Origin of the sequence: Halomonas jincaotanensis, from assembly GCF_018448785.1 — a bacterium.
Taxonomy (GTDB): domain Bacteria; phylum Pseudomonadota; class Gammaproteobacteria; order Pseudomonadales; family Halomonadaceae; genus Halomonas; species Halomonas jincaotanensis.
Map to the genome: position 1 here is coordinate 85,190 of NZ_JAHCLU010000013.1, position 19,464 is coordinate 104,653.

Here is a 19,464-nt window from a genome sequence, read left to right on the forward strand (position 1 = left end):
CGCCAACCAGCGGGCCTGATAGCCTCAGGCCCGATGCGCTTCCAGCCTGGCGACCGTGCGCTCTACCCCGCTGCGATACGCCCCGCCGAACAGCAGCAGATGGTTGAGCAGCGGATACAACTGGAACAATGCTTCACGCCTCGGCCAGTCAGCTGGGGCATCGCCCTTCCAGTAGGCCTCGAAGAAGGCCGCCCCCGGTGCGCCGAAAAGCGTCAGCATCGCTAGATCGACGTCCGGATAATGTTGATAGACTGCCGGGTCAATAACCGCCGGTCCCTGGGGAGTGAAAAGCACATTCCCCGACCATAGATCACCGTGCACGAGGCTTGCGCGGATATCCGGCAACCACCCTTCCAACGACCACGCAATGGCCTCGATGCGCCCGTGAAGGGCCTCGTCCAGCCGCTTTTTCTGCCGGCAAGCCGCGGCGAGTGGCAACAGACGCCGCTCCCGCTGGAATGCCCGACCATCATTGAGCGGCGCATTGGGCTGTGGGGTGAGGCCGCAGGCGTTGTCTCTCGGCCATCCATGGCGGTCGCCGTTAGTACCATGCAATTCACGCAGGCCCTCCCCCAGGCAAGTCTCACTCCTGGCATTACGTGGCGCTGCCTCCAAAGCTTCCATCACCAACCAGTTGTCGCGCTGCCCGATCACCTCGGGCACGATCAGGCGCGAACTTGCCTCGCGAAGCGTGCGCAGCCCATCTGCTTCTCCCGCCAAGCGCTCGGCATCGTCATGCTTGATGATGACCGTTCCCTGGCGGGTTTCCAGACGATAGACGGCGGCGATATCGCCGCCACTAAGCGGCTTGAGCGCGCCGCATGGCACTAGGTCGAGTTCCTGCAGAAGGTTGCTGAGTTCATTCTCCATCCTCATTCCTCTCCTGCATTTGCGATGTCAGGCGGTTTCTCTGGCTAGTCATGCCGATGGTCATAGTATGGCGCAAAAAAACCGCCCACTAAGGGCGGCAAAACGGGGTACAACAACAGTATCAATCAGGCGCTAGACTCATTCGGTAGACAAGGTAACGTATAAGCATCGGGTCGCAACTGACAGTATGTACATGCTAGTTCATTTGTAGATGATCTGAATAACTTTTTTCCAGCGCCTTTTCCGGGGCATGCTCCATTTCGTCACGCCGATTGTCGCCTATCAAGGAGATCTCCATGTACAAGCTCGCCTTCTTTGTCCCCAACGAGGATGCCGAACGCGTCAAGGAGGCCGTCTTCGCCAGTGGTGCCGGACGCATCGGCGACTACGAAGCCTGCTGCTTTCAATCAGTCGGCACCGGCCAATTTCGTCCACTGGGCGGTGCCGACCCGCACATCGGCCGGGTCGGGGAACTGGAATTCGTCGATGAGCTCAAGGTGGAGCTGGTCTGCGAGGACGACCTTATCCACCGGGCGGTGTCTGCGCTTAAACTCGCGCATCCTTATGAGGAGCCCGCGTTTGATGTCTGGAAGCTGGAGAGCCCCTAGACCGATGCAAGGCGGAAGCATCAGCCCAAGCGTTCGGCGATTCGCGCCTCGAGTGTTCGTTGGTCCTCATCGAAGCGCCGTATGCCCTCGGCCAGCTTGTCGTTGGCCATAGCATCGCCATTGTGCCCCCAACGGAATTCGGCCTCGGTGAGCGGCGTCGACCGGGACCCGCTGGAAGTATCCAGAGTCACCTGGCGCTCCACCTCGCCCTGCATGCCATCGAGTTCCTCGAGCAGCACCGGAGAGATCGTCAGCCGAGGGCAACCCGCCAGCGCCAGCACCTGACCGATGGTGCGGAAACTCGCCCCCATCACCACGGTGTCGTAGCCTCCCCGGCTCACGCGCTCGCAGACGCCACGCACAAACTGCACGCCGGGGTCCTCCTCGGGCATGTAGTCACGACCGGTTTCCTTCTTGTACCAGTCGGTGACCCGGCCGACGAAGGGCGATACCAGAAAGACCCCGGCATCGAAGCAGGCCTGTGCCTGGGCATCGCTGAACAGCAACGTAAGGTTGCAGTTGATGTCCTCCTTCTCGAGCTGCTCGGCGGCACGAATACCCTCCCAGGTCGAGGCCAGCTTGATCAGCACCCGATCGCGGCCCACGCCGTGCTTGTCGTAGAGCTCGATCAGCTCATGGGCCTTGGCGATACTGGCGGGTGTGTCGAAGGAAAGCCGAGCGGCGACTTCGGTGGAAACCCGGCCGGGTACCAGTTTGCTGATTTCGGCACCCATGGCCACCGCGAGGCGGTCCACGGCATGTTCGACACGCGCCTGGCGGTCGCCGTCCGTGGCGGGTATCTCGCTCAGGGTGTTGTCGATCAGGGTCTGATAGCCGGGAAGGTCAAAGGCCTTGAGCAGCAGGGAGGGATTGGTAGTGGCATCCTGGGGGCGGTAACGCTCGATAGCATCGAGATCACCGGTATCGGCGACCACCAGGGAATGGGATTTCAGGGCATCCAGTTGTGTCGTCATGGTAAAGCTCCTTATCAATGTCAATTTTGGTTGACGAGCGGGTACCGCCCGGCGAGTTCACGGCAATAGCGAGCATAGACATCACGATAGGTGGCCACCCTGGCGGGATCGGGATCGGCTCGCGATCCCTCATCGAGATGCACCACCCGATCGCAGAGTGCCGACAGGCTGGCCTCGGCATCTCCCTGGCGCTGGTGGCACCATGCCGCCTGGAGGGCCGCGCCCAGGGCGGCGGCATCAGTGATCTCTGGGCAAATCACCTGGGCATCGGTGATGTCGGCGACCATCTGGCGCCATACCGGGCTTTTTGCTCCGCCACCGATTAGGCGAATCTGGTCGACTCCCTCGGACAGCCCCCCGAAAAGCTCCAGCCCATAGTGCAGACCAAAGGTCGCGCCCTCTATCACCGCCCGGCAGAGGTTGGCCTGGGACGTATTGACACTGGTCAGTCCGGCTAGGCTTGCCGACGCCTCGGGTAGCATCGGCACCCGCTCGCCATTGAAGAAGGGCAGCATTGTCACCCCCTCTGCACCCGGCGGTGCCTCGGCGACCCGTGCCCCGAAGGTCGCCAGATCCAGGCCGAGGAGTTCTCGCATCCGGGTCGTGGCGGAAGTCACGTTCATGGTACAGACCAGCGGCAGCCAGCCGCAGTTACTCGAACAGAAATTGGCGACCATGGCGCTGTCGAGCACCACCGGTTCGGGGGAGAAGGCGCACACCGTACCGGAAGTCCCCAGGCTCATGGTCACGAGTCCCGGACGAATATTACCCGTGCCGATGGCACCCAGCATATTGTCGCCGCCCCCGCTGGATACCAGGACATCGTCGGCGAGGCCCAGCTGGCGGGCTACCTCCCGGCGTATCCTGCCGGCGGGCTCGTGGGAGTCGATCAAGCGCGGCAATACCCTCTCTGGGTCCAGCTCAGGGGCGATCTCGGCAAGCACATCATGGCGCCACCGCCGCGAACGGGTATCGAAATAGCCCGTACCCGAGGCATCCCCGGCCTCGGCCACCCGCTCACCGGTAAGCCAGAAATTCAGGTAATCGTGGGGCAGCAGCAAGGCATCGATCCGTCGATAGGCCTCGGGGTGGGTCTCGCGCAGCCAGGCCACCTTGGAAGCTGTGTAGCCGGTCTGCAGCACCAGGCCCAATTTCTCCAGGCAACCCGCTTCGCCCCCCAGCCGCGTGATCAGGTCGGTATTCTGGGGCGCCGTCTCGGTGTCGCACCACAACTTGGCCGGGTGCACCGGCTCACCGGCATCGTCCAGCGCCACCATGCCATGCTGCTGCCCGGAGACCCCGATGGCGCGAATTGCGCGACGATCGATGCCGGCCTCGCTCACGGCCTCCTCGAAGGCGCCGCGTAGCGCCTCGAGCCACTCGCTAGGCTGCTGTTCGCGGCGACCGCCCTCGCCCTCGATCAAGTGGTGAGGACGGCTCGCCTCGCCGAGCACCCTCGCCTTGTCGATGTCCAGTACCACCACTTTGGTGCTCTGGGTCCCGCAGTCCACACCGATGAACATCATGCCTTTCCTCTCGCCGGAACCAAGGACTCCAGTGTGACACGCGCACCACCTTGGTGGAGAGAGGCCAGCGCATCCAGATAGGCCTCTTGAAAGCGCAAGTTATCGGCCAGATCACCGAAAAGCTCGCGATTTCCGATAAAGGCAGCCGGATTCTTGCGATTGTCTGCCGCAATGGCCATCAGCGAATCCTTGAGGCGATCGACGACTTCGATGGGCTCGCCCTGTTCATCGACCCCCTCGACATAGCGAGCCCAGCTGGCCACCACTGCCGCGCTGCGATGGATCTCGCCGCCCCGCGCGAGCTGCTCGCGTATTACCGGTACCAGCCACTTGGGGATGCGGTCCGAACTCTCGGCACACAGCCTCGCCAAGGTATCCCTGATCTGCGGGTTGGCGAAGCGTTCGATCAGGGTCAGGCGATACTGCTCGAGGTCCACGCCCGGCACCGGCGCCAGGGTCGGCGAGCCCTCGCGACGCATGTAATCAAGCAGGAAGTCGACGAAGAGCTGATCCTGGCACACCTCGTGGGCGTAGCGGTAGCCGGCCAGGTAACCGAAATAACACAGGGCCTGGTGACTGGCGTTGAGCAGGCGCAGCTTCATCAGCTCGTAGGGCTCTACGTCCTCGACCACTTGCACGCCGACGTCCTCGAAGGCCGGCCGCCCGGCGACGAAGCGGTCCTCCAGCACCCACTGGGTGAAGGGCTCGCAGACCACCGGCCAGGTGTCGTCGACGCCGAAACGGCGGGAAAGCTCCTCGATGTCGGTGGCAGCGGTGACCGGCGTGATGCGATCGACCATGGAGTTGGGGAAGGCAACCTCGGCCTCGATCCAGTCGGCAAGCTCGCCATCGCGGGCGAGCGCAAAGGCCGTGAACATGCGGTGCGCCACTTCGCCGTTGCCCTGGATATTGTCGCAGGACATCACCGTGAAGGGGGCTAGGCCTCGCTCACGACGGCGCGACAAGGCCTCGGTGATCAGCCCGAAGGTCGTCTTCGGTGCAGCCGGGTGCGCCAGGTCGTGGCGCACATCGGGGTTGTCGAGGTCAAACTCGCCGGTCACGGGGTGAAAATTGTAACCGCCCTCTGTCACGGTCAGTGAGACGATGCGAATGGCCGGACCGGCCAGGGTCTCGATCACCGCCTCGGGGTCTTCCGGTGCGAAGCGGTAGTCGACCATCGAGCCGATCACCCGTGGCTCGTAGCGGCCGTCGGGGTGCTTGACCACCAGGGTGTAGAGGTGATCCTGGGCGGCCAGGGCCTCCTGCATGCGGTGGTCCCCCGGCATCACGCCGATACCAACGATGCCCCAGTCCAGTGCCTCGCCGCGGTTCATCAAGTCATCCAGATACATGGCCTGGTGGGCGCGGTGGAACCCCCCCACGCCGAAATGCACGATGCCCGGCGTGACGGCGGCGCGGTCATAGTCGGGAACCGCGACCTCGGACCCCAGCCGGCCCAGATTGGCGTTGTTGAGTTGAGTCATGAAGAGTCTCCTGCCGAGCCACGCTCGGCGTCTCGGCCCGTGGCACGGCGTCAGCGCCATGCCAGGTCGGGCATGATGGATGTGGTCTTGACGAGGTGGGCGTTGGGCATGTCCTTGTCCAGTGCCTTGCGTCGAGCGAACTCGTCGTCGTGTCCCATGGACCACCAGCGCTCGATCAGGCGCCGCTCCAGCACCTCGTCATCCACCTCGAGCATCACGCGCAGGTCGAAGAGGTCGTGCAGGGCACGCCAAGGTTCCTGGTCGAGCAGCAGGTAGTTGCCCTCGACGATGACGATACGGTGCTCACGGGTAACCAGCCGGCCCCCGGCTCGGGCCAGGTCCAGGGGGCGGTCGAACACCGGCACCGCCACCGTGGCACCCGCACGGCGAATGCGTTTCAGGTCGACCCTCAAGCCGTCGGCGTCGAAGGTGTGGGGCGCGCCCTTAACCGGCAGCTGCGCGTCGCCAAGCACGGCGTTGTCGAAGTGGTAGCCATCCATGGGGACCACCACCACTTGCCCCGGCAGAGCCTCGTCGATGGCCTGGAAGAGCTGCTGCGAGCGGTAGGACTTGCCAGCGCCGGGCGGCCCAGCTAGCGCCACCAGGAAGCGGTCCTGGCCAGTGGCGGCGTCAAGGACCCTTCGGGTCAACTCGGACAGTGAATCGATAGAGGGAACAGAACTCATGACACCTCTCCGGGCATGAACTGGATGCGTGTGGGTTTTCATTCTCGCGTCAGATGGCGGTGTAACCGCCATCGATTCGCAGGTCGGCACCATTGACCATGGCAGCCTCCCGGGAGGCGAGATAGAGGATGGCGGCGACGATCTCTTCCGGTTGAGCGAAGCGCCGGGTAGGAATCAGTGCCTTCATGCGCTCACCCTTATCCCCGGCCCAGCCGTAGCGGCCCAGTTCGGTCTCCACCACCGTGGGCGACACCGCGTTGACGGTAATACCCCGTGGCCCCCACTCCAGTGCCAGGGTACGCGTCAGCCCCAGCACCCCGGCCTTGCTGGTGCAGTAGGCCAGGTGACCAGCGAGCCCCACGCTGGCCGCCTGGGAGGCGAGGTTGACGATGCGCCCCTCACCGCGTTCCAGCATCGTCTTGCCCGCCTCGCGACAGAACAAAAAGACCCCACGCAGATTGACCGCCTGGGTCTGGTCCCAGAGTTCGCTGGACATCGTCTCGGCGGCATCCAGCGGTCCGATGCCGGCGTTGTTGACCAGAATATCGAGCCCGCCGAAACGCTGACGGGTCGCCTGCAGTGTTGCGATCACCGCCGCCTCGTCGGTCACGTCCTGGACCCGTGACAGAACCTGGGTGGGCAAAGACTCGGCGAGTTCGTGCACCGCCTCGCTGCGGTCAACCAGCACCAGGCGTGCCCCGGCTGCGGCGAGATATTCGGCCACGACCTTGCCGATCCCGTTGGCGGCGCCGGTGACCAGCGCCACACGGCCAGTGAAGTCGAAACTCAGGTTACCCATCAACGTCTCCTCAATGACTCGGTCGGCAGGCCGCGGCATAGTCTGCCAGTGTCTCGACGATGCGGTGGCGTACCAGCGCCCGTGGCTCGACGGCGAGTTCGCCACGACGGACGGCGGCGTACTGCGCCGGCAGGTACTGGCTGATCAGGGTCGGCGGAATGGGCGACGCCGACAGGGCAGAAAAAAGTGCCTCGACCGCCTCGGCTACCTTGGGCCGTGCCCAGTAGTAGCGGCTGCGGTCGCTCAGGCTATAGGCCCGGGCGAAGCGTTGCTGGGCTTCGTCACCTTCGTAGTAGGCGGCCCAATAGCGCGGCTCGGCGAGCATCTCCGCCTCCAGAGTCTCGCGCAGCGGTACTGGCCAGCGCACGTCCGGCGCCTCCTCGGCGATCCGATCCAGGGCGAACAGCGCCTCGCGCGTGGCGAAGGTCAGCGCAGGGCCAACCTTTAGAATGGCGAAATGGCAGGCGACCAGTTCCCGGTAGGCCTGAGGAATCTGGTAGTCGGTAGAGTGGGCCTCGAACACCAGGTCGGGCCAGGCGTCAATGGCGCGGCTCAGCTCAGCGGCTGCCTCGGGAACGAAATCCACCACCTCGGTATGGCCGAATTCCACGCCGGGCTGGACCACTACCGCCCTCACTCGACGCCAGGCGGCCTCCAAGTCTTCCTCGGCGAACACGTTACGGTGGGTCTCCAGTGTCGCCTGCAGATCGCGAGTATCCGTGACGGCGAGGATATCCAGGTGCTCCTGGGCACCACCGGGTACCGGCACCTCCGTACCCACCACATAGCGCAGCCGGTCGCGGCCTTCGCCGGCGGCATCCTCGGCCACCCTGGCCAGGCGAGCGGCCCGATACGCCACCGTGGCATCGTCCAGCATTCCGGGATCGTCGGCGCAGGGCATGCTGGCGTCCAGGTGCAGCTTCTCGAAATCCGCCGCCGCATAGGCCGCCACCATGGCCTCAGCGCGGGCCATGGCCTGCTCGGCCGGCAATGCTTGCCAGGGCGAGGGTCCCAGGTGGTCGCCCCCCAGGATCAGCCGCTCGACAGGCAACCCGACCCGAACGGCGATGGCTTCCACGGCATCGCGGAAGTCCGCCGGCGTCATACCGGTGTAGCCGCCCTCCTGGTTGACCTGGTTGCAAGTGGCCTCCACCAGAAGCGGCATGTCGTCGGCCAGAGCGCGCTCGCAGGCCGCTTCAAGCACCAACGGATGAGCCGAGCAGATGGAGGTGATGCCTTGTTGCTTACCGCGCCGGTTGGCGACGACGATGGCATCGAGGGTATGGCTCATGAGATATCTCCTGCGGCGGCCAGCCGCCGTTCCAGGGTGGTCGGGTCGCTGCAGCCTTCCATAGGTCCCAGCACGCTCACGGCGTGGGCCCCGGCGGCGTTGGCCAGACGCAACGCCTCGGGCAGAGTGCGTTCGGCCGCAAGCGCCGCCACCAGGGCGCCACCGAAGCAGTCGCCAGCCCCAGTGGGATCGACTTCATCCACCACCAGGCCTGCTGCCTCGATAACCTCGTCGCCGGTATAGGCCCGGCAGCCCGCCGCGGCGCGCTTGAGCACCACCAGCGACATGGGATGTTCGGCCATCAGCCGCGCCACGGTGGCGTCGGTATCCTCGCCATCATTGGCCAACCATTCGAGGTCGGCGTCACTGGGCAGAAAGAGGTCACAGCATCTCAGCACCTCCAGCAGGGCCTCACGCGCACCATCACTTACCATCAGCTCAGGGCGAACGTTGGGATCGAAGCTGATCTTGCCACCCTTCTCCTTAACCCGCGCCACTAGGCGCAGCAAGATCTCGATGGCCCCCCTCGAGGCGAGCGAGGAACCCATCACATGGAAGTACCGGCAGGCCGAGAGGTGTTCCAGCGCGTTCTCATCCAAGGTCTGCTGGCCGCTGGCACTGTGGGCCAAGTTGAAGATGAAGTGCCGGCTGCCGTCCGCCTGATAGCTGACGAAGGCCGTGCCGGTGGGGCGCTCGGGGTCGCGCTGCACTGCGGTCACATCGATGCCATCGCGACGCAGCCGCTCGACCACCAGGTCACCGAAGCCGTCGCGGCCCACCCGCCCGGCATAGGCGACTCGCGCCCCCAGGCGTGCCGCCTGCGAGGCGAAAATCGCCGGTGCCCCGCTGGGGAAGGGTCCGGTAAATCGGCCGGGTGAGTCGAAACGCTGGCCCTTTTCCGCGGCCATGAACTCGGCGAGCAACTCGCCGCTGGTTGCGATATCGAACATGACTCAGCTCATCCAGTTGCCGCCGTCGACGTTAAGCGTCTGCGCCACCACGTATTCGCTGTCCTCGCTGGCCAAGAAGACAGCGGCACCGCCGTAGTCGTCGGGGCGGCCCATGCGTCCAAAGGGCACCGCCTCCCCCACCAGGCGCTTCTTCTCGCCGAGGGGGCGGTTCTCGTAGCGGGCGAAGAGGGCGTCGACCTCGGCCCACATGGGCGTGTCCACCACCCCCGGGGCGATACCGTTGACGCGAATGCCGTGCTCGATGAGCCCCAGGGCACAGGACTGGGTCAGGCTGATCACCGCCGCCTTGGTGGCGCAGTACATGCTCACCAGCTCCTCGCCGCGCCGCCCTGCCTGGGAGGCCATGTTGATGATCGCCCCGCCCTTGCCGCGGTCGACCATGGATTGAGCCACCGCCTGGAGGGTGAAGAAGAGCCCCTTGACGTTGACGCCGAATTGCTTGTCGTAGCTGGCCTCGGTCACCTCCAGTACCGGGGCCATGTCGAAGACGGCGGCGTTGTTGACCAGGATATCGATACCGCCGAAATGGTCGCTAACGCTGTCGATCATGGCGTCGACCGAGGCACGGTCAGAGACGTCCAGGCGCACGCCCATCACCCGCGCCGACTCGCCTCCGGCCTTGGCTGTCAGGACCTCAACGGCCTCATCGATGGCGGCCGGATCGATATCGGCGACGACGACATTCGCGCCTTCCGCCAGGTAGCGTTTGGCGATGGCCAGGCCGATGCCACGGGCACCACCGGTGATCACGCTCGTCTTGTTCTCGAGTTTCATCCTGTCTTCCTTGTCTATGTAGGGTGGGGGTTCAGTGGGTCGTTACCCTCCGACGCTCACGCTGCCAGTCAGCTATCAGGGCCTCGAGTCCATGCATGTGGTCGAGAATCCGCCAGGCACCGGCCTCGCGGAGACGCTGCGACTGGCCCGGGTCGACATGACTGGCGCCGACGAAACCGATGACGGTCATGCCAGCGGCATGTGCAGCGGTCGTTCCCGAGACGCTGTCCTCCACCACCAGGCAATCCGAAGGAGCGCAGCCCAGCTCTCGCGCCGCCAGCAGGTAGAGGTCGGGAGCCGGCTTGGGGCGCTCGACCTGGTCCGCCGTATAGACGGGAGATTCACCGATCCGGGCATCCAGACCCGTGGTGGCAAGCGACGCCAGGACACGCCGGCGGCGACTGTTGGAGACCACTGCCATAGGGAGGCCCAGCGAGGCGATTACCTGGGCCACACCCTCTATGGCCTCGAGGTCCGTTGCCAGCCGGGCCTCGATGGTCAGATCCACCCGCTCGGCGGCATCGACCGGAAGTGGATAGCGGCTCAGCGGTTCTAGGTGACGGAGAATGTGCCCAGTGGTCATGCCCAGCGCCTGACGCAACACCGTTTCGGCGGCCAGATCGGGCAGCCATTCTCCGAGAAGCTCAACCAGCGTCGCCTCGGCGATGGTCTCACTGTCCACCAGCACGCCATCGCAGTCGAAAATCAGAGTTTCCATGGTCGCTCCCGTCACTGGTTACTGCCTTCGGCCGCCTGGCGGTGGTCGCGGCGGGTCAGGCCGGCAAGGGGATGCTGGTGGAGGCTGGGCAGTGCCGTGCCTTCGCTGTTGAAGAGATGGGCGCGCATGGGGTCGAAACCGAAACGCACCATGTCATGCACGCGATGCGCTACATCACCATCGGCCATGATGGTGACCACCAACTCGCCCATCTGCACGTACAGCGATGTCTGGCCGCCCAGGCGCTCGAGTACCTGGATCTCGCCCGAGAGCGGGCCCTGATCGTCGAGTTGCAGATGCTCAGGGCGAATGCCGAGCTCAAGCGGCGAATCGACTGCCAGCTCGCTACCGTCCACCGGTACCGTACAGTCCCTGCCGCTGGGCAAGCGGATACGAACGCCCTCCGGTCCCGCCTCTTCTAGCGAGACGTCCAGGAAGTTCATCTTCGGCGAACCGATGAAGCCCGCCACGAAGCGGTTCCGGGGATGGTGGTAGAGCTCCATGGGCGAGCCCATCTGTTCGACCACACCGTCATGCAGCACCACGATCTTGTCGGCCATGGTCATGGCCTCGATCTGGTCGTGGGTAACATAGATCATGGTGGCATCGAGCTCCTCGTGGAGACGCGCCAGCTCGATGCGCATCTGCACGCGCAGCGCCGCATCCAGGTTGGACAGCGGCTCGTCGAAGAGAAAGATGCTGGGATTTCGCACGATGGCTCGTCCGATCGCCACACGCTGGCGCTGGCCACCGGAGAGCGCCTTGGGCTTGCGGTCCAGCAGCGGCTCGAGCTGGAGGATCTTCGCCGCCTCGAGGACCTTCTGACGCCGTTGCTCCTTGGGCACCTTGGCCAGGCGCATGCTGAACCCCATGTTGTCCTCGACCGTCATGTGCGGATAGAGCGCATAACTCTGGAACACCATGGCCAGGCCACGGTGAGCGGGACCCACTTCGTTAATGCGCTCTCCGTTGATAAGGATATCGCCCGAGGTGGCACTTTCCAGCCCGGCGATCATGCGCATCAGCGTCGACTTGCCACAGCCGGAGGGTCCGACGAAGACCACGAATTCACGGTCATTAACCTCGAGGTCGATGCCCTTGATGACATCGGTATCGTCGAAGCGCTTGGTGATCTGTTTGAGTTCTAGTGTTGCCATGAGAAATTCCTTTACTTGACGGCACCGAAGGTCAGGCCACGTACCATTTGCTTTTGTGTCATCCAGCCGAAGATGAGGATTGGCGCAATGGCCATGGTCGAGGCCGCGGAGAGCTTGGCCCAGAACAGTCCCTCGGGACTCGAGAAGGAGGCGATATAGGCCGTCAAGGGTGCCGCCTTGGATGAGGTGAGATTGAGACTCCAGAAGGCCTCGTTCCAGCTCAGAATCACCGACAGCAGACCGGTGGAGGCGATACCCGGAAGGGTCAAGGGCAGCAGCAGGAACAACACTTCCTGGAAGGTGGTAGCCCCGTCCATGCGCCCCGCCTCGAGGATGTCCCTGGGCATGTCCTTGAAGAAGGTGTAGAGCATCCACACCACGATCGGCAGGTTCATCAGCGTATAGACGATGATCAGGCCGGTACGGGTATCGAGCAGCCCGACGTCGCGAAAGATCAGGTAGATCGGCATCAGCACACCGACCGGTGGCAGCATCTTGGTGGAAAGCATCCACAGCAGAGTGCCCTTGGTACGCTTGGTAGGCAGAAAGGCCATGGAATAGGCGCAGGGTATCGCGATCAATAATGCCAGCAGGGTCGAACCGAAGGCCACGGCAACGCTGTTCAGTGCGAAACGGGCGTAGCCCGAGCGGGCTTGAACCTCCTGGTAGCTCTCCAGGGTCGGCGAGAAGATCAGGCTGGGATCCGCAATGGCGGCTGCCTCGGTCTTGAAGCCGGTGATGACCATCCAGAAGATCGGAAAGAAGATCAGGCAGGCCACCGTCCAGCCCAGCAGGGTGAAGCCTAGTCTGCGGGTGTCAATGGAACCCAGTGGAGATCCTTTCGGCAAGGATTGCGGGGGGGCCGCCCGGTCTTGTTTGGTACTTGCAATCGTCATGTCAGTGCTCCCGAGACGCTAGTCTTCCAGGTTCTTGGCCACCATACGAACCAGGAAGATGGCGACAATGTTGGCAAGAATGATGGCGATGACCCCACCCGCCGAAGCGGTGCCGACGTCGAAGTCGAGCAGCGCCCGAATATAGATCAGGTACGCCAGATTGGTGGTGGCCAGGCCCGGTCCACCCGAGGTGGTAACGAAGATCTCGGCGAAGATGGTCAGGAGGAAGATCATCTCGATCATGATCACCACACTGATCGCGCGCTTGAGGTGCGGAAGGGTGATGAAGAAGAAGATCGCCACCGGCCCGGCACCGTCCATGCGAGCGGCTTCCACCTGATCCTCGTCCAGGGACTGCATGGCGGTGAGCAGGATCAACAGGGCAAAGGGCAGCCACTGCCAGGCGACGATGATGATGATCGAGGTCAGCGGCAGCGAAGAGAACCAGTCGACGGCCTGGAAGCCGAAGGTCTCGGCAACCCAGGAAAAAACCCCGTTGGAGGGATGCATCATCATGTTCTTCCATACCAGGGCACTGACGGTAGGCATGACGAAAAAGGGAGAGATGGCCAGTACCCGGGCGATACCGCGACCGGCAAAGTCCTGCTGGAAGAGCACCGCGAGCAGGGTCCCGCCCACCACGGTAATCGCCAGCACCCAGCCGACCAGCAGTAGCGTCGTGCCCATGGCCGACCAGAGAGCGGGATCGGAGAAGAGATATTGGTAGTTTTCCAGACCGGCAAAGCCTGTCATGCCCGGCATCAGGAGATTGTATCGCTGGAAGGAGAACCAGATCGTTAACCCGAGGGGAATCAACATCCATAGCAATAACAGGGTGACGGCCGGGGCTTGCAGCGACAGGGTCCTCAGACCCCCGACGGTACGGCCGGAAGCGCGTGTTTTATTCATGGGGAAAGTCCCGAATATAGCCTAGGAGGGTAACCACCTGGCCGGGGAAGCCCCGGCCAGGTGTCGGTTTAGCCTCAGTCGATGTAGCCGGCGCGTTGCATGGCACGTTCCGTCGCACGCTGAGCGGTCTGCAGGGCTTCCTCCACCGAGGCGTCACCGGTCAACGCCGATGCGATGCTCTGGCCCACTTGGGTACCGATAGACTGGAACTCCGGAATACCCACAAACTGCACGCCCGTATAGGGGCTCGGCTCCAGCGTCGAGTCGGTGGGATCGGCGCCCTTCATAGCGTCGAGCACGAAGTCGGCGAAGGGTGCAGCCTCCTGGTAGTTCTCGTTGGCATAGGTGGACTCGCGGGTCCCCGGCGGTACGCTGGTCCAGCCCTCGGTCTCGCCGACCAGTTCGATATATTCCTGAGACGTCGCCCACAGGATGAAGGTCCTTGCCTCATCCTGTTTCTCGGATGAAGCGGGAATGGCCAGCGCCCAGGACCACAACCAGTGAGATCCCTTGGGCGTCTCGGCCACCGGCGCCGGGGCGAAGCCCAGCTTGTCGGCGACCTGGGACTCATCAGGGTTATAGATGCGACCCGCCGCTGAGGTGGCATCTACCCACATGGCGCAGTTACCGCGTGAGAACAGCGCTTGATTTTCGTTGAAGCCATTGGAGCTCGCCCCGGGCGGACCATAGTTGCCTAGTAGGTCGACGTAGAAACCAATCGCCTCCTGCCACTCGGGGGAATCGATCTCGGGGTTCCAGTCCATATCAAACCAGCGCCCGCCGAAGGTATTCACCAGGGTCGACACGAAGGCCATGTTCTCGCCCCACCCCGGCTTGCCGCGCAGGCAGATGCCGGCCACCTCGTTATCCGGATCGTGGAGCGTCTCGGCCCAGTCACGCACTTCTTCCCAACTCGGCTGCTCGGGCATCTCGATACCGGCCTCCTCGAAGAGATCCGTGCGGTAAAACATCATCGAGCTCTCACCGTAGAACGGCAGGGCGTAGAGGCTACCATCATGAGAGAGGCCATCGCGTACCGGCTTGAGAAGATCGTCTACCTGGTAGTCATCGGGAAGGTCCTCGAAGGGAACCAGCCAACCCCGCTCCCCCCACATGGGCACCTCGTAGGTACCGATAGTCATAACGTCGAACTGGCCACCTTGGGTGGCAATATCAGTGGTCATGCGCTGACGCAGGACATTTTCCTCCAGTACCACCCAGTCCAGGGTGATATCCGGATGTGCCTGTTCGAAGGCATCGGTGAGGCTCTGCATGATCACCATGTCATTGTTGTTGACCGTGGCGACGGTGATCTCTGTCTGTGCCTGAGTCTGGCCAGCAACGGCCATGGCGGCGGCTAGGGTCGTCAGAGGCAAATGACGTGAGAGTTTCATGTTGGACTCCTCAAGAGATTTCTTGGCATTGTTGTCAAACATCGAGATGGCGTTTCGAAGCTAACGAGCGGGTTGGCTTAACGATGAATCATGTCTTTTTGATCACAATGATCAACTAACGATCAAATGATCGTTCACGATGCTAAAAAAAGCAAAGCCTATCGCATTAGACTTTGGCCAAAAAAATAAGCGCCAACACATAATGCACCGCACCAAACCGTTGCCCCTATCACGCCGATTCGGTGATATAACGCGCTGCCGTCTCGTCGGTGACCAGGCCCTTGAGCCAACCTCCCCGTAATGCCGCCAGCAAGGCAGGGCCCTTTTCCAGGCCGCCGGCGATGGCGACGATCGGCTGATGCTGCAGCATCTCCAATGGCAAGCTAGTGACGCGACGGGTGATGGAACAATCGATGATCTCGCCATCACGGTTCATTGGCCAGCCCAGCAATTCGCCGACCGCCTCGAGCCTCAACAGCTCGTCAAGATCGCTCTCGTCGATGAAGTGGTCCTGGTAGAGGGTCGCCTGGCGGTCGATGCGGCCCACACCGATGAAGGCCGTTTCCGCCTGTTTCACGACTTCCATGATGGCCTGGAAGAGCCGCTGGCGGTGCATCGCGTTCTTTTCGTCGATGGTATCGGCGACCACGGGTGTCGGCAACAGGAAGCGCTCGCCACCGGTCTTGTCGGCCAGCACCATCACCCCATCGTAACGGTTTGAAGAGCCATCTCGGGCGACGTTGCCGACCAGAGAAACGAAACGATGCTGGGGACGATCGTGGCGGCTCATGGCCTCGACAGTAGCCCTCACCGCCCGCCCGGTTCCCAACGACAGCGTCAGAGGTTCGCTGCGCATCACTAGCCGCGAGACACGCTCGGCGCCCGCCACGGCGATATAATAAGCTGTCGCATCCGGTGCGTCGGTATCGGCAGGCACCACATCGCAATAGTCGAGTCCGTAACATTCACGAATGGCAGACGCCAGGGCCATGCAGGACGATACCGGATGGTCGACACGTACCTTGACCAGGCCTTCCTGGCGAGCCAACGCCAGCAGACGCTGGACCCCGGGGCGAGAGACACCCAGTTGCTGGGCGATTTCATCCTGGGTGATGCCACCCACGTAGGACATCCAGGCGGCCCGTGCTGCCTGGTCCAGCTTGCGTTCGAACTTGTCCACGACTCGTCGATCCTCGTTGTATCCCAAGCCAAGACACATGAGCGCCCATCTCTAGCGTCTCGACCGCTTTTACCACCCCGGGTCTATGCAGACCCGAAATAGCGCTCGCGATCCTTGGCGGTAATATCGCTGATGTGCAGCGGGAATTGTGCCTGGCCGCGATCGGCATAGAAATGTCGCAAGGTCCGCTCGATGGTGGGAAAGGCGAGCTCATCCCAGGGAATCTCGTGCTCCTCGAAAAGCGCCACTTCCAGGCTTTCGGGGCCAGCGGCGTAGTCACCGGAAAGCTCGGCGCGAAAGATCATATAGACCTGATTGATATGCGGCAGGCTGATCATGGTGTAGAGCCCATGAATATCCACTTCGGCGCACGCCTCCTCGCGGGTTTCACGGGCCGCCGCCTCCAGGGTGGTTTCGGCATTTTCCATGTAGCCCGCCGGCAAGGTCCAGAAACCATGGCGTGGTGGAATGGCGCGGCGGCACAGCAACACCTGGCTACCCCTGACCGGCAGGGTCCCGGCAACGATACGCGGATTCTGGTAATGGATGGTGCCGCACTCATTGCAGAGATAACGTGGGCGGTCATCACCCGACGGAATCTCGAAGCGAACGGTATGGCCACAGTGGCTGCAGAAATTCATGGGGCTCCCTGGCATGGATCGCGGTTGACCATCGCCAGACGCTTGACGCCGGGGACGACGGCCGGGTAGAAGAGATCAAACCCGACGGATACCCCATGTTAGAGAAACTTCGTGAACGCCTGCAAGCACACCGGCCCCGCCGCAATACGCTTCGCCTTCGCGAAGCCGCGGTGCTGTTACCCGTGGTCGACCGCCCCGAGCCGACCCTGCTGTTTACCCGCCGCGCCAATCATCTCAACACACATCAAGGTCAGGTCGCGTTCCCCGGCGGCAAGCGCGAGCCCGAGGATGCCGATCTGCTGGCCACTGCGTTGCGCGAATCGCGAGAAGAGATAAATCTGGCACCCGACGAGGTGGAGCTGCTGGGACAACTGTCCGACGTGATTTCGCTGCACGGTCTGCGTGTCACACCTTATGTGGGTCTGATTCCCCCCGACCTGCCACTGACCCCTGACTTCGACGAGCTCGACACCATCTTCGAGGTGCCGCTGGCACACTTCCTCGAGGACCAGCGCACCCACACCGACGTGATACACGTCGATGGCCGAGACTACTATGTGCCCAGTTACCGGTTCCCGGATACCGACGGGGAGGAGCACATCATCTGGGGGCTCTCGGCGATGATGCTGGTGGAACTGCTGGCCGAGGGTTTCGCCATGCCCATCAGCCTCTATGAGCGTCCCGCCGGCAAGCTCCTCTACCATCCCGCACGTCGTATCCCCACCTCATGACCCAGAGCTCTACACTGCCGCCATGCCTTCTGCCACAGGCGCGCTTGAGCGAACTGGTCGACGCATTGGTGGAACAGGGCTGGTTTGTCGGCGAAGACTTCATCGATATGCCACTGTGCGCCGAGCTTCATCAGGAACTTACCGCCATGGCCGCGCGGGATGAGCTGGACGCCGCCGGTATTGGCCGTGGTCAGGCACACACGCTGCGACGCGACATCCGTGGCGATGCCATCCGCTGGCTGGACCGTAAAAGCCAGGCCCAGCGGCGCTATCTCGACGCCATGGCAGCGTTGCAGAAAGAACTCAACTTGGCGCTGTTTCTGGGCTTGTTCGAATACGAGGCTCACTTTGCCCGCTATCCGCCCCAGGCCTTCTACCAGCGGCACCTGGACAGTTTTCACGGTCGCGCCAACCGGGTGATTTCCACCGTCAGCTATCTCAACCCCGACTGGCCGAGCGATGCCGGCGGCGAGATGGTGATCTTCGCGGCCGACGACCCTCAGCGCGAAATGGTCCGCGTTCGCCCTACGGCGGGCACCTTTGCCTGCTTTCTCTCCGAGACCATTCCTCACGAGGTGCTGCCGACCCGCCTGCCACGGGCGAGTATTGCCGGCTGGTTTCGCCGCAACGCCTCGCTCGGCGGCCTGATCGACCCGGCTCACTGAGGCGACATCTCGCTGCCGCCCGTGGCTCAGACGTCGACACCCTCCAGGAAACCGTTCTTGAGGCCGATCATGTCATAGAGTCCCCGGTCTTCTTCGACGACCTCGGGCTCCGGTTCGGGCTCTGGCGCCGGCTGAATTGCCACGACCCACCCTTGCGGTGACTCGATCACCTCGCGCAGCTGCCCATAATTGAGCGAGACGGACGCTTCGGCGCCGGACTGGCCCAGCAGCGTCAATGCCTCCATCAATACCGCCATCCCCTCCTCCTGCTCCTCCAGCGAAGTGTAGGCCTGGACGTAGGGCGTGCCATCCTGCCAGCCGGCCTTGATCGGCTGGTTGATGATATTGACGCGCGTCCCTTCGGACACACGGTCGAATACCGAGGCGATGTCCTCGGGAAACATGCGAATGCACCCGCGGCTGGCACGCATGCCGATACCGTCGGGCTGGTTGGTGCCATGAATCAGGTAGCCGGGAATATCGAGCAGGATGGCGTGCTCACCCAGAGGGTTTTCCGGGCCGGGCGGCACGACCTCGGGAGGCGGGTCGCCACGTTCGGCGGCCTCCCGGCGGATCGACTCGGGGGGATACCAGGCAGGATCCTTCAAGCGCATGGTGGTCTCGGTCACCCCGAGCGGCGTGTTGTAGCCTTCGCGACCGATACCGATCGGGTAGGTTTCTACCCGTGGGGTTTCGTTGGCTGCCACATCGGGATAATAGTAGAGACGCAACTCGGCAATATTGATGACAATGCCTTCGCGCGCTACCGGCGGCAGGATGCGCTGGGCGGGAATCACGACCTCGGTGCCTTCGCCGGGCACCCAGAGGCTGACATCGGGATTGGCACGCCGGATTTCTTCATAGCCCACATTATGCCGGCGCGCGACATCCAGCAGTGTCTCCTTGCCTTGTGTCTCGACGGTATAGACCTCACCGATCACATCGCCTTCGGGCAAGGGATAGTGCCCCTTGGGCAACTCCTTCGCCTCTTCGGCCCATGCCGGCAAGGTCGAAAAGCTCATCGCGATAATCGTCAAGCACTGCAGTTTGGATCGAAAGGAAACGGGCATGAGGGTTGGGTATCGTTGCGGAGGAAGAGAGGTCATGAAAAGGCGAGCAGTGTTTCATGACCTCCCGGGGCCTGCAAGCACTCGGCGCCCCGGCAATCTCTCCAACGACGTGGGCGCCTG

The 19,464-nt window shown here is 63.0% G+C and carries 20 protein-coding genes; 3 read left to right on the plus strand and 17 right to left on the minus strand.

What is annotated here, in order from left to right:
- Positions 1–24 precede the first annotated feature (24 nt).
- A complete protein-coding gene (locus tag KG088_RS12765) occupies positions 25–870 on the minus strand; it encodes a fructosamine kinase family protein (RefSeq protein WP_213825915.1) in 846 nt (281 codons plus the stop codon).
- Positions 871–1,166: 296 nt separating this feature from the next.
- Here KG088_RS12765 and KG088_RS12770 point away from each other — a divergent pair, with 296 nt between their 5' ends.
- Positions 1,167–1,478, plus strand: a complete 312-nt coding sequence (locus KG088_RS12770) for a Nif3-like dinuclear metal center hexameric protein (protein WP_213825916.1) — start codon at positions 1,167–1,169, stop codon at positions 1,476–1,478.
- A 20-nt stretch (positions 1,479–1,498) separates the two neighbouring features.
- Here the strand turns inward: KG088_RS12770 and tal are convergent, their stop codons facing one another.
- From tal to KG088_RS12845, 15 genes are all read right to left on the minus strand, one after another.
- On the minus strand, positions 1,499–2,452 hold the full coding sequence (gene tal, locus KG088_RS12775) for a transaldolase (RefSeq protein WP_213825917.1): 954 nt from the start codon (positions 2,450–2,452) through the stop codon (positions 1,499–1,501).
- A gap of 20 nt (positions 2,453–2,472) precedes the next feature.
- Positions 2,473–3,975, minus strand: a complete 1,503-nt coding sequence (gene xylB / locus KG088_RS12780) for a xylulokinase (protein WP_213826007.1) — start codon at positions 3,973–3,975, stop codon at positions 2,473–2,475.
- Positions 3,975–5,462, minus strand: coding sequence for a mannitol dehydrogenase family protein (locus KG088_RS12785; RefSeq protein ID WP_213825918.1), 1,488 nt, complete (start codon positions 5,460–5,462; stop codon positions 3,975–3,977). Before KG088_RS12785 ends, xylB begins: the two co-directional genes overlap by 1 nt.
- A gap of 50 nt (positions 5,463–5,512) precedes the next feature.
- A complete protein-coding gene (locus KG088_RS12790) occupies positions 5,513–6,148 on the minus strand; it encodes a nucleoside/nucleotide kinase family protein (RefSeq protein ID WP_213825919.1) in 636 nt (211 codons plus the stop codon).
- Between the two features lie 49 nt (positions 6,149–6,197).
- Positions 6,198–6,947, minus strand: a complete 750-nt coding sequence (locus KG088_RS12795) for a GolD/DthD family dehydrogenase (protein ID WP_213825920.1) — start codon at positions 6,945–6,947, stop codon at positions 6,198–6,200.
- Between the two features lie 10 nt (positions 6,948–6,957).
- A complete protein-coding gene (locus KG088_RS12800) occupies positions 6,958–8,238 on the minus strand; it encodes a D-tagatose-bisphosphate aldolase, class II, non-catalytic subunit (protein ID WP_213825921.1) in 1,281 nt (426 codons plus the stop codon).
- Entirely contained in the window at positions 8,235–9,188 is a 954-nt protein-coding gene (locus tag KG088_RS12805; protein ID WP_213825922.1) for a sugar kinase, read from the minus strand. Before KG088_RS12805 ends, KG088_RS12800 begins: the two co-directional genes overlap by 4 nt.
- A 3-nt stretch (positions 9,189–9,191) precedes the next feature.
- A complete protein-coding gene (locus KG088_RS12810) occupies positions 9,192–9,983 on the minus strand; it encodes an L-iditol 2-dehydrogenase (protein ID WP_213825923.1) in 792 nt (263 codons plus the stop codon).
- Positions 9,984–10,014: 31 nt separating this feature from the next.
- Positions 10,015–10,701: an HAD family hydrolase gene (locus KG088_RS12815; RefSeq protein WP_213825924.1), complete on the minus strand. Its 687-nt coding sequence runs from the start codon at positions 10,699–10,701 to the stop codon at positions 10,015–10,017.
- An 11-nt stretch (positions 10,702–10,712) separates the two neighbouring features.
- Positions 10,713–11,858, minus strand: a complete 1,146-nt coding sequence (locus KG088_RS12820; protein ID WP_213825925.1) for an ABC transporter ATP-binding protein — start codon at positions 11,856–11,858, stop codon at positions 10,713–10,715.
- A gap of 11 nt (positions 11,859–11,869) precedes the next feature.
- On the minus strand, positions 11,870–12,754 hold the full coding sequence (locus KG088_RS12825; protein ID WP_250148246.1) for a carbohydrate ABC transporter permease: 885 nt from the start codon (positions 12,752–12,754) through the stop codon (positions 11,870–11,872).
- A gap of 18 nt (positions 12,755–12,772) precedes the next feature.
- Positions 12,773–13,663 (minus strand): carbohydrate ABC transporter permease, encoded by an 891-nt coding sequence (locus tag KG088_RS12830; RefSeq protein WP_213825926.1) that lies wholly within the window; start codon positions 13,661–13,663, stop codon positions 12,773–12,775.
- Between the two features lie 74 nt (positions 13,664–13,737).
- On the minus strand, positions 13,738–15,057 hold the full coding sequence (locus KG088_RS12835) for an ABC transporter substrate-binding protein (RefSeq protein ID WP_213825927.1): 1,320 nt from the start codon (positions 15,055–15,057) through the stop codon (positions 13,738–13,740).
- Positions 15,058–15,286: 229 nt separating this feature from the next.
- Positions 15,287–16,237 (minus strand): sugar-binding transcriptional regulator, encoded by a 951-nt coding sequence (locus KG088_RS12840; RefSeq protein WP_213825928.1) that lies wholly within the window; start codon positions 16,235–16,237, stop codon positions 15,287–15,289.
- Between the two features lie 83 nt (positions 16,238–16,320).
- Complete coding sequence (locus tag KG088_RS12845; protein ID WP_213825929.1) at positions 16,321–16,878, minus strand: NUDIX hydrolase; 558 nt, start codon at positions 16,876–16,878, stop codon at positions 16,321–16,323.
- Between the two features lie 95 nt (positions 16,879–16,973).
- Here KG088_RS12845 and KG088_RS12850 point away from each other — a divergent pair, with 95 nt between their 5' ends.
- Positions 16,974–17,609, plus strand: a complete 636-nt coding sequence (locus KG088_RS12850) for a CoA pyrophosphatase (RefSeq protein WP_213825930.1) — start codon at positions 16,974–16,976, stop codon at positions 17,607–17,609.
- Positions 17,606–18,274, plus strand: a complete 669-nt coding sequence (locus tag KG088_RS12855) for a 2OG-Fe(II) oxygenase (RefSeq protein WP_213825931.1) — start codon at positions 17,606–17,608, stop codon at positions 18,272–18,274. Before KG088_RS12850 ends, KG088_RS12855 begins: the two co-directional genes overlap by 4 nt.
- Before the next feature lie 26 nt (positions 18,275–18,300).
- Here KG088_RS12855 and KG088_RS12860 read toward each other — a convergent pair whose 3' ends face one another.
- A complete protein-coding gene (locus KG088_RS12860) occupies positions 18,301–19,296 on the minus strand; it encodes a L,D-transpeptidase family protein (protein WP_250148247.1) in 996 nt (331 codons plus the stop codon).
- Between the last annotated feature and the right edge of the window lie 168 nt (positions 19,297–19,464).

Bases quoted from the DNA above. Each gene is read 5' to 3' on its own strand.
- KG088_RS12765 (WP_213825915.1), bottom strand. From the start codon at position 870: ATGGAGAATGAACTCAGCAACCTTCTGCAGGAACTCGACCTAGTGCCA.
- KG088_RS12770 (WP_213825916.1), top strand. From the start codon at position 1,167: ATGTACAAGCTCGCCTTCTTTGTCCCCAACGAGGATGCCGAACGCGTC.
- tal (WP_213825917.1), bottom strand. From the start codon at position 2,452: ATGACGACACAACTGGATGCCCTGAAATCCCATTCCCTGGTGGTCGCC.
- xylB (WP_213826007.1), bottom strand. From the start codon at position 3,975: ATGTTCATCGGTGTGGACTGCGGGACCCAGAGCACCAAAGTGGTGGTA.
- KG088_RS12785 (WP_213825918.1), bottom strand. From the start codon at position 5,462: ATGACTCAACTCAACAACGCCAATCTGGGCCGGCTGGGGTCCGAGGTC.
- KG088_RS12790 (WP_213825919.1), bottom strand. From the start codon at position 6,148: ATGAGTTCTGTTCCCTCTATCGATTCACTGTCCGAGTTGACCCGAAGG.
- KG088_RS12795 (WP_213825920.1), bottom strand. From the start codon at position 6,947: ATGGGTAACCTGAGTTTCGACTTCACTGGCCGTGTGGCGCTGGTCACC.
- KG088_RS12800 (WP_213825921.1), bottom strand. From the start codon at position 8,238: ATGAGCCATACCCTCGATGCCATCGTCGTCGCCAACCGGCGCGGTAAG.
- KG088_RS12805 (WP_213825922.1), bottom strand. From the start codon at position 9,188: ATGTTCGATATCGCAACCAGCGGCGAGTTGCTCGCCGAGTTCATGGCC.
- KG088_RS12810 (WP_213825923.1), bottom strand. From the start codon at position 9,983: ATGAAACTCGAGAACAAGACGAGCGTGATCACCGGTGGTGCCCGTGGC.
- KG088_RS12815 (WP_213825924.1), bottom strand. From the start codon at position 10,701: ATGGAAACTCTGATTTTCGACTGCGATGGCGTGCTGGTGGACAGTGAG.
- KG088_RS12820 (WP_213825925.1), bottom strand. From the start codon at position 11,858: ATGGCAACACTAGAACTCAAACAGATCACCAAGCGCTTCGACGATACC.
- KG088_RS12825 (WP_250148246.1), bottom strand. From the start codon at position 12,754: ATGACGATTGCAAGTACCAAACAAGACCGGGCGGCCCCCCCGCAATCC.
- KG088_RS12830 (WP_213825926.1), bottom strand. From the start codon at position 13,663: ATGAATAAAACACGCGCTTCCGGCCGTACCGTCGGGGGTCTGAGGACC.
- KG088_RS12835 (WP_213825927.1), bottom strand. From the start codon at position 15,057: ATGAAACTCTCACGTCATTTGCCTCTGACGACCCTAGCCGCCGCCATG.
- KG088_RS12845 (WP_213825929.1), bottom strand. From the start codon at position 16,878: ATGAATTTCTGCAGCCACTGTGGCCATACCGTTCGCTTCGAGATTCCG.
- KG088_RS12850 (WP_213825930.1), top strand. From the start codon at position 16,974: ATGTTAGAGAAACTTCGTGAACGCCTGCAAGCACACCGGCCCCGCCGC.
- KG088_RS12855 (WP_213825931.1), top strand. From the start codon at position 17,606: ATGACCCAGAGCTCTACACTGCCGCCATGCCTTCTGCCACAGGCGCGC.
- KG088_RS12860 (WP_250148247.1), bottom strand. From the start codon at position 19,296: ATGAGCTTTTCGACCTTGCCGGCATGGGCCGAAGAGGCGAAGGAGTTG.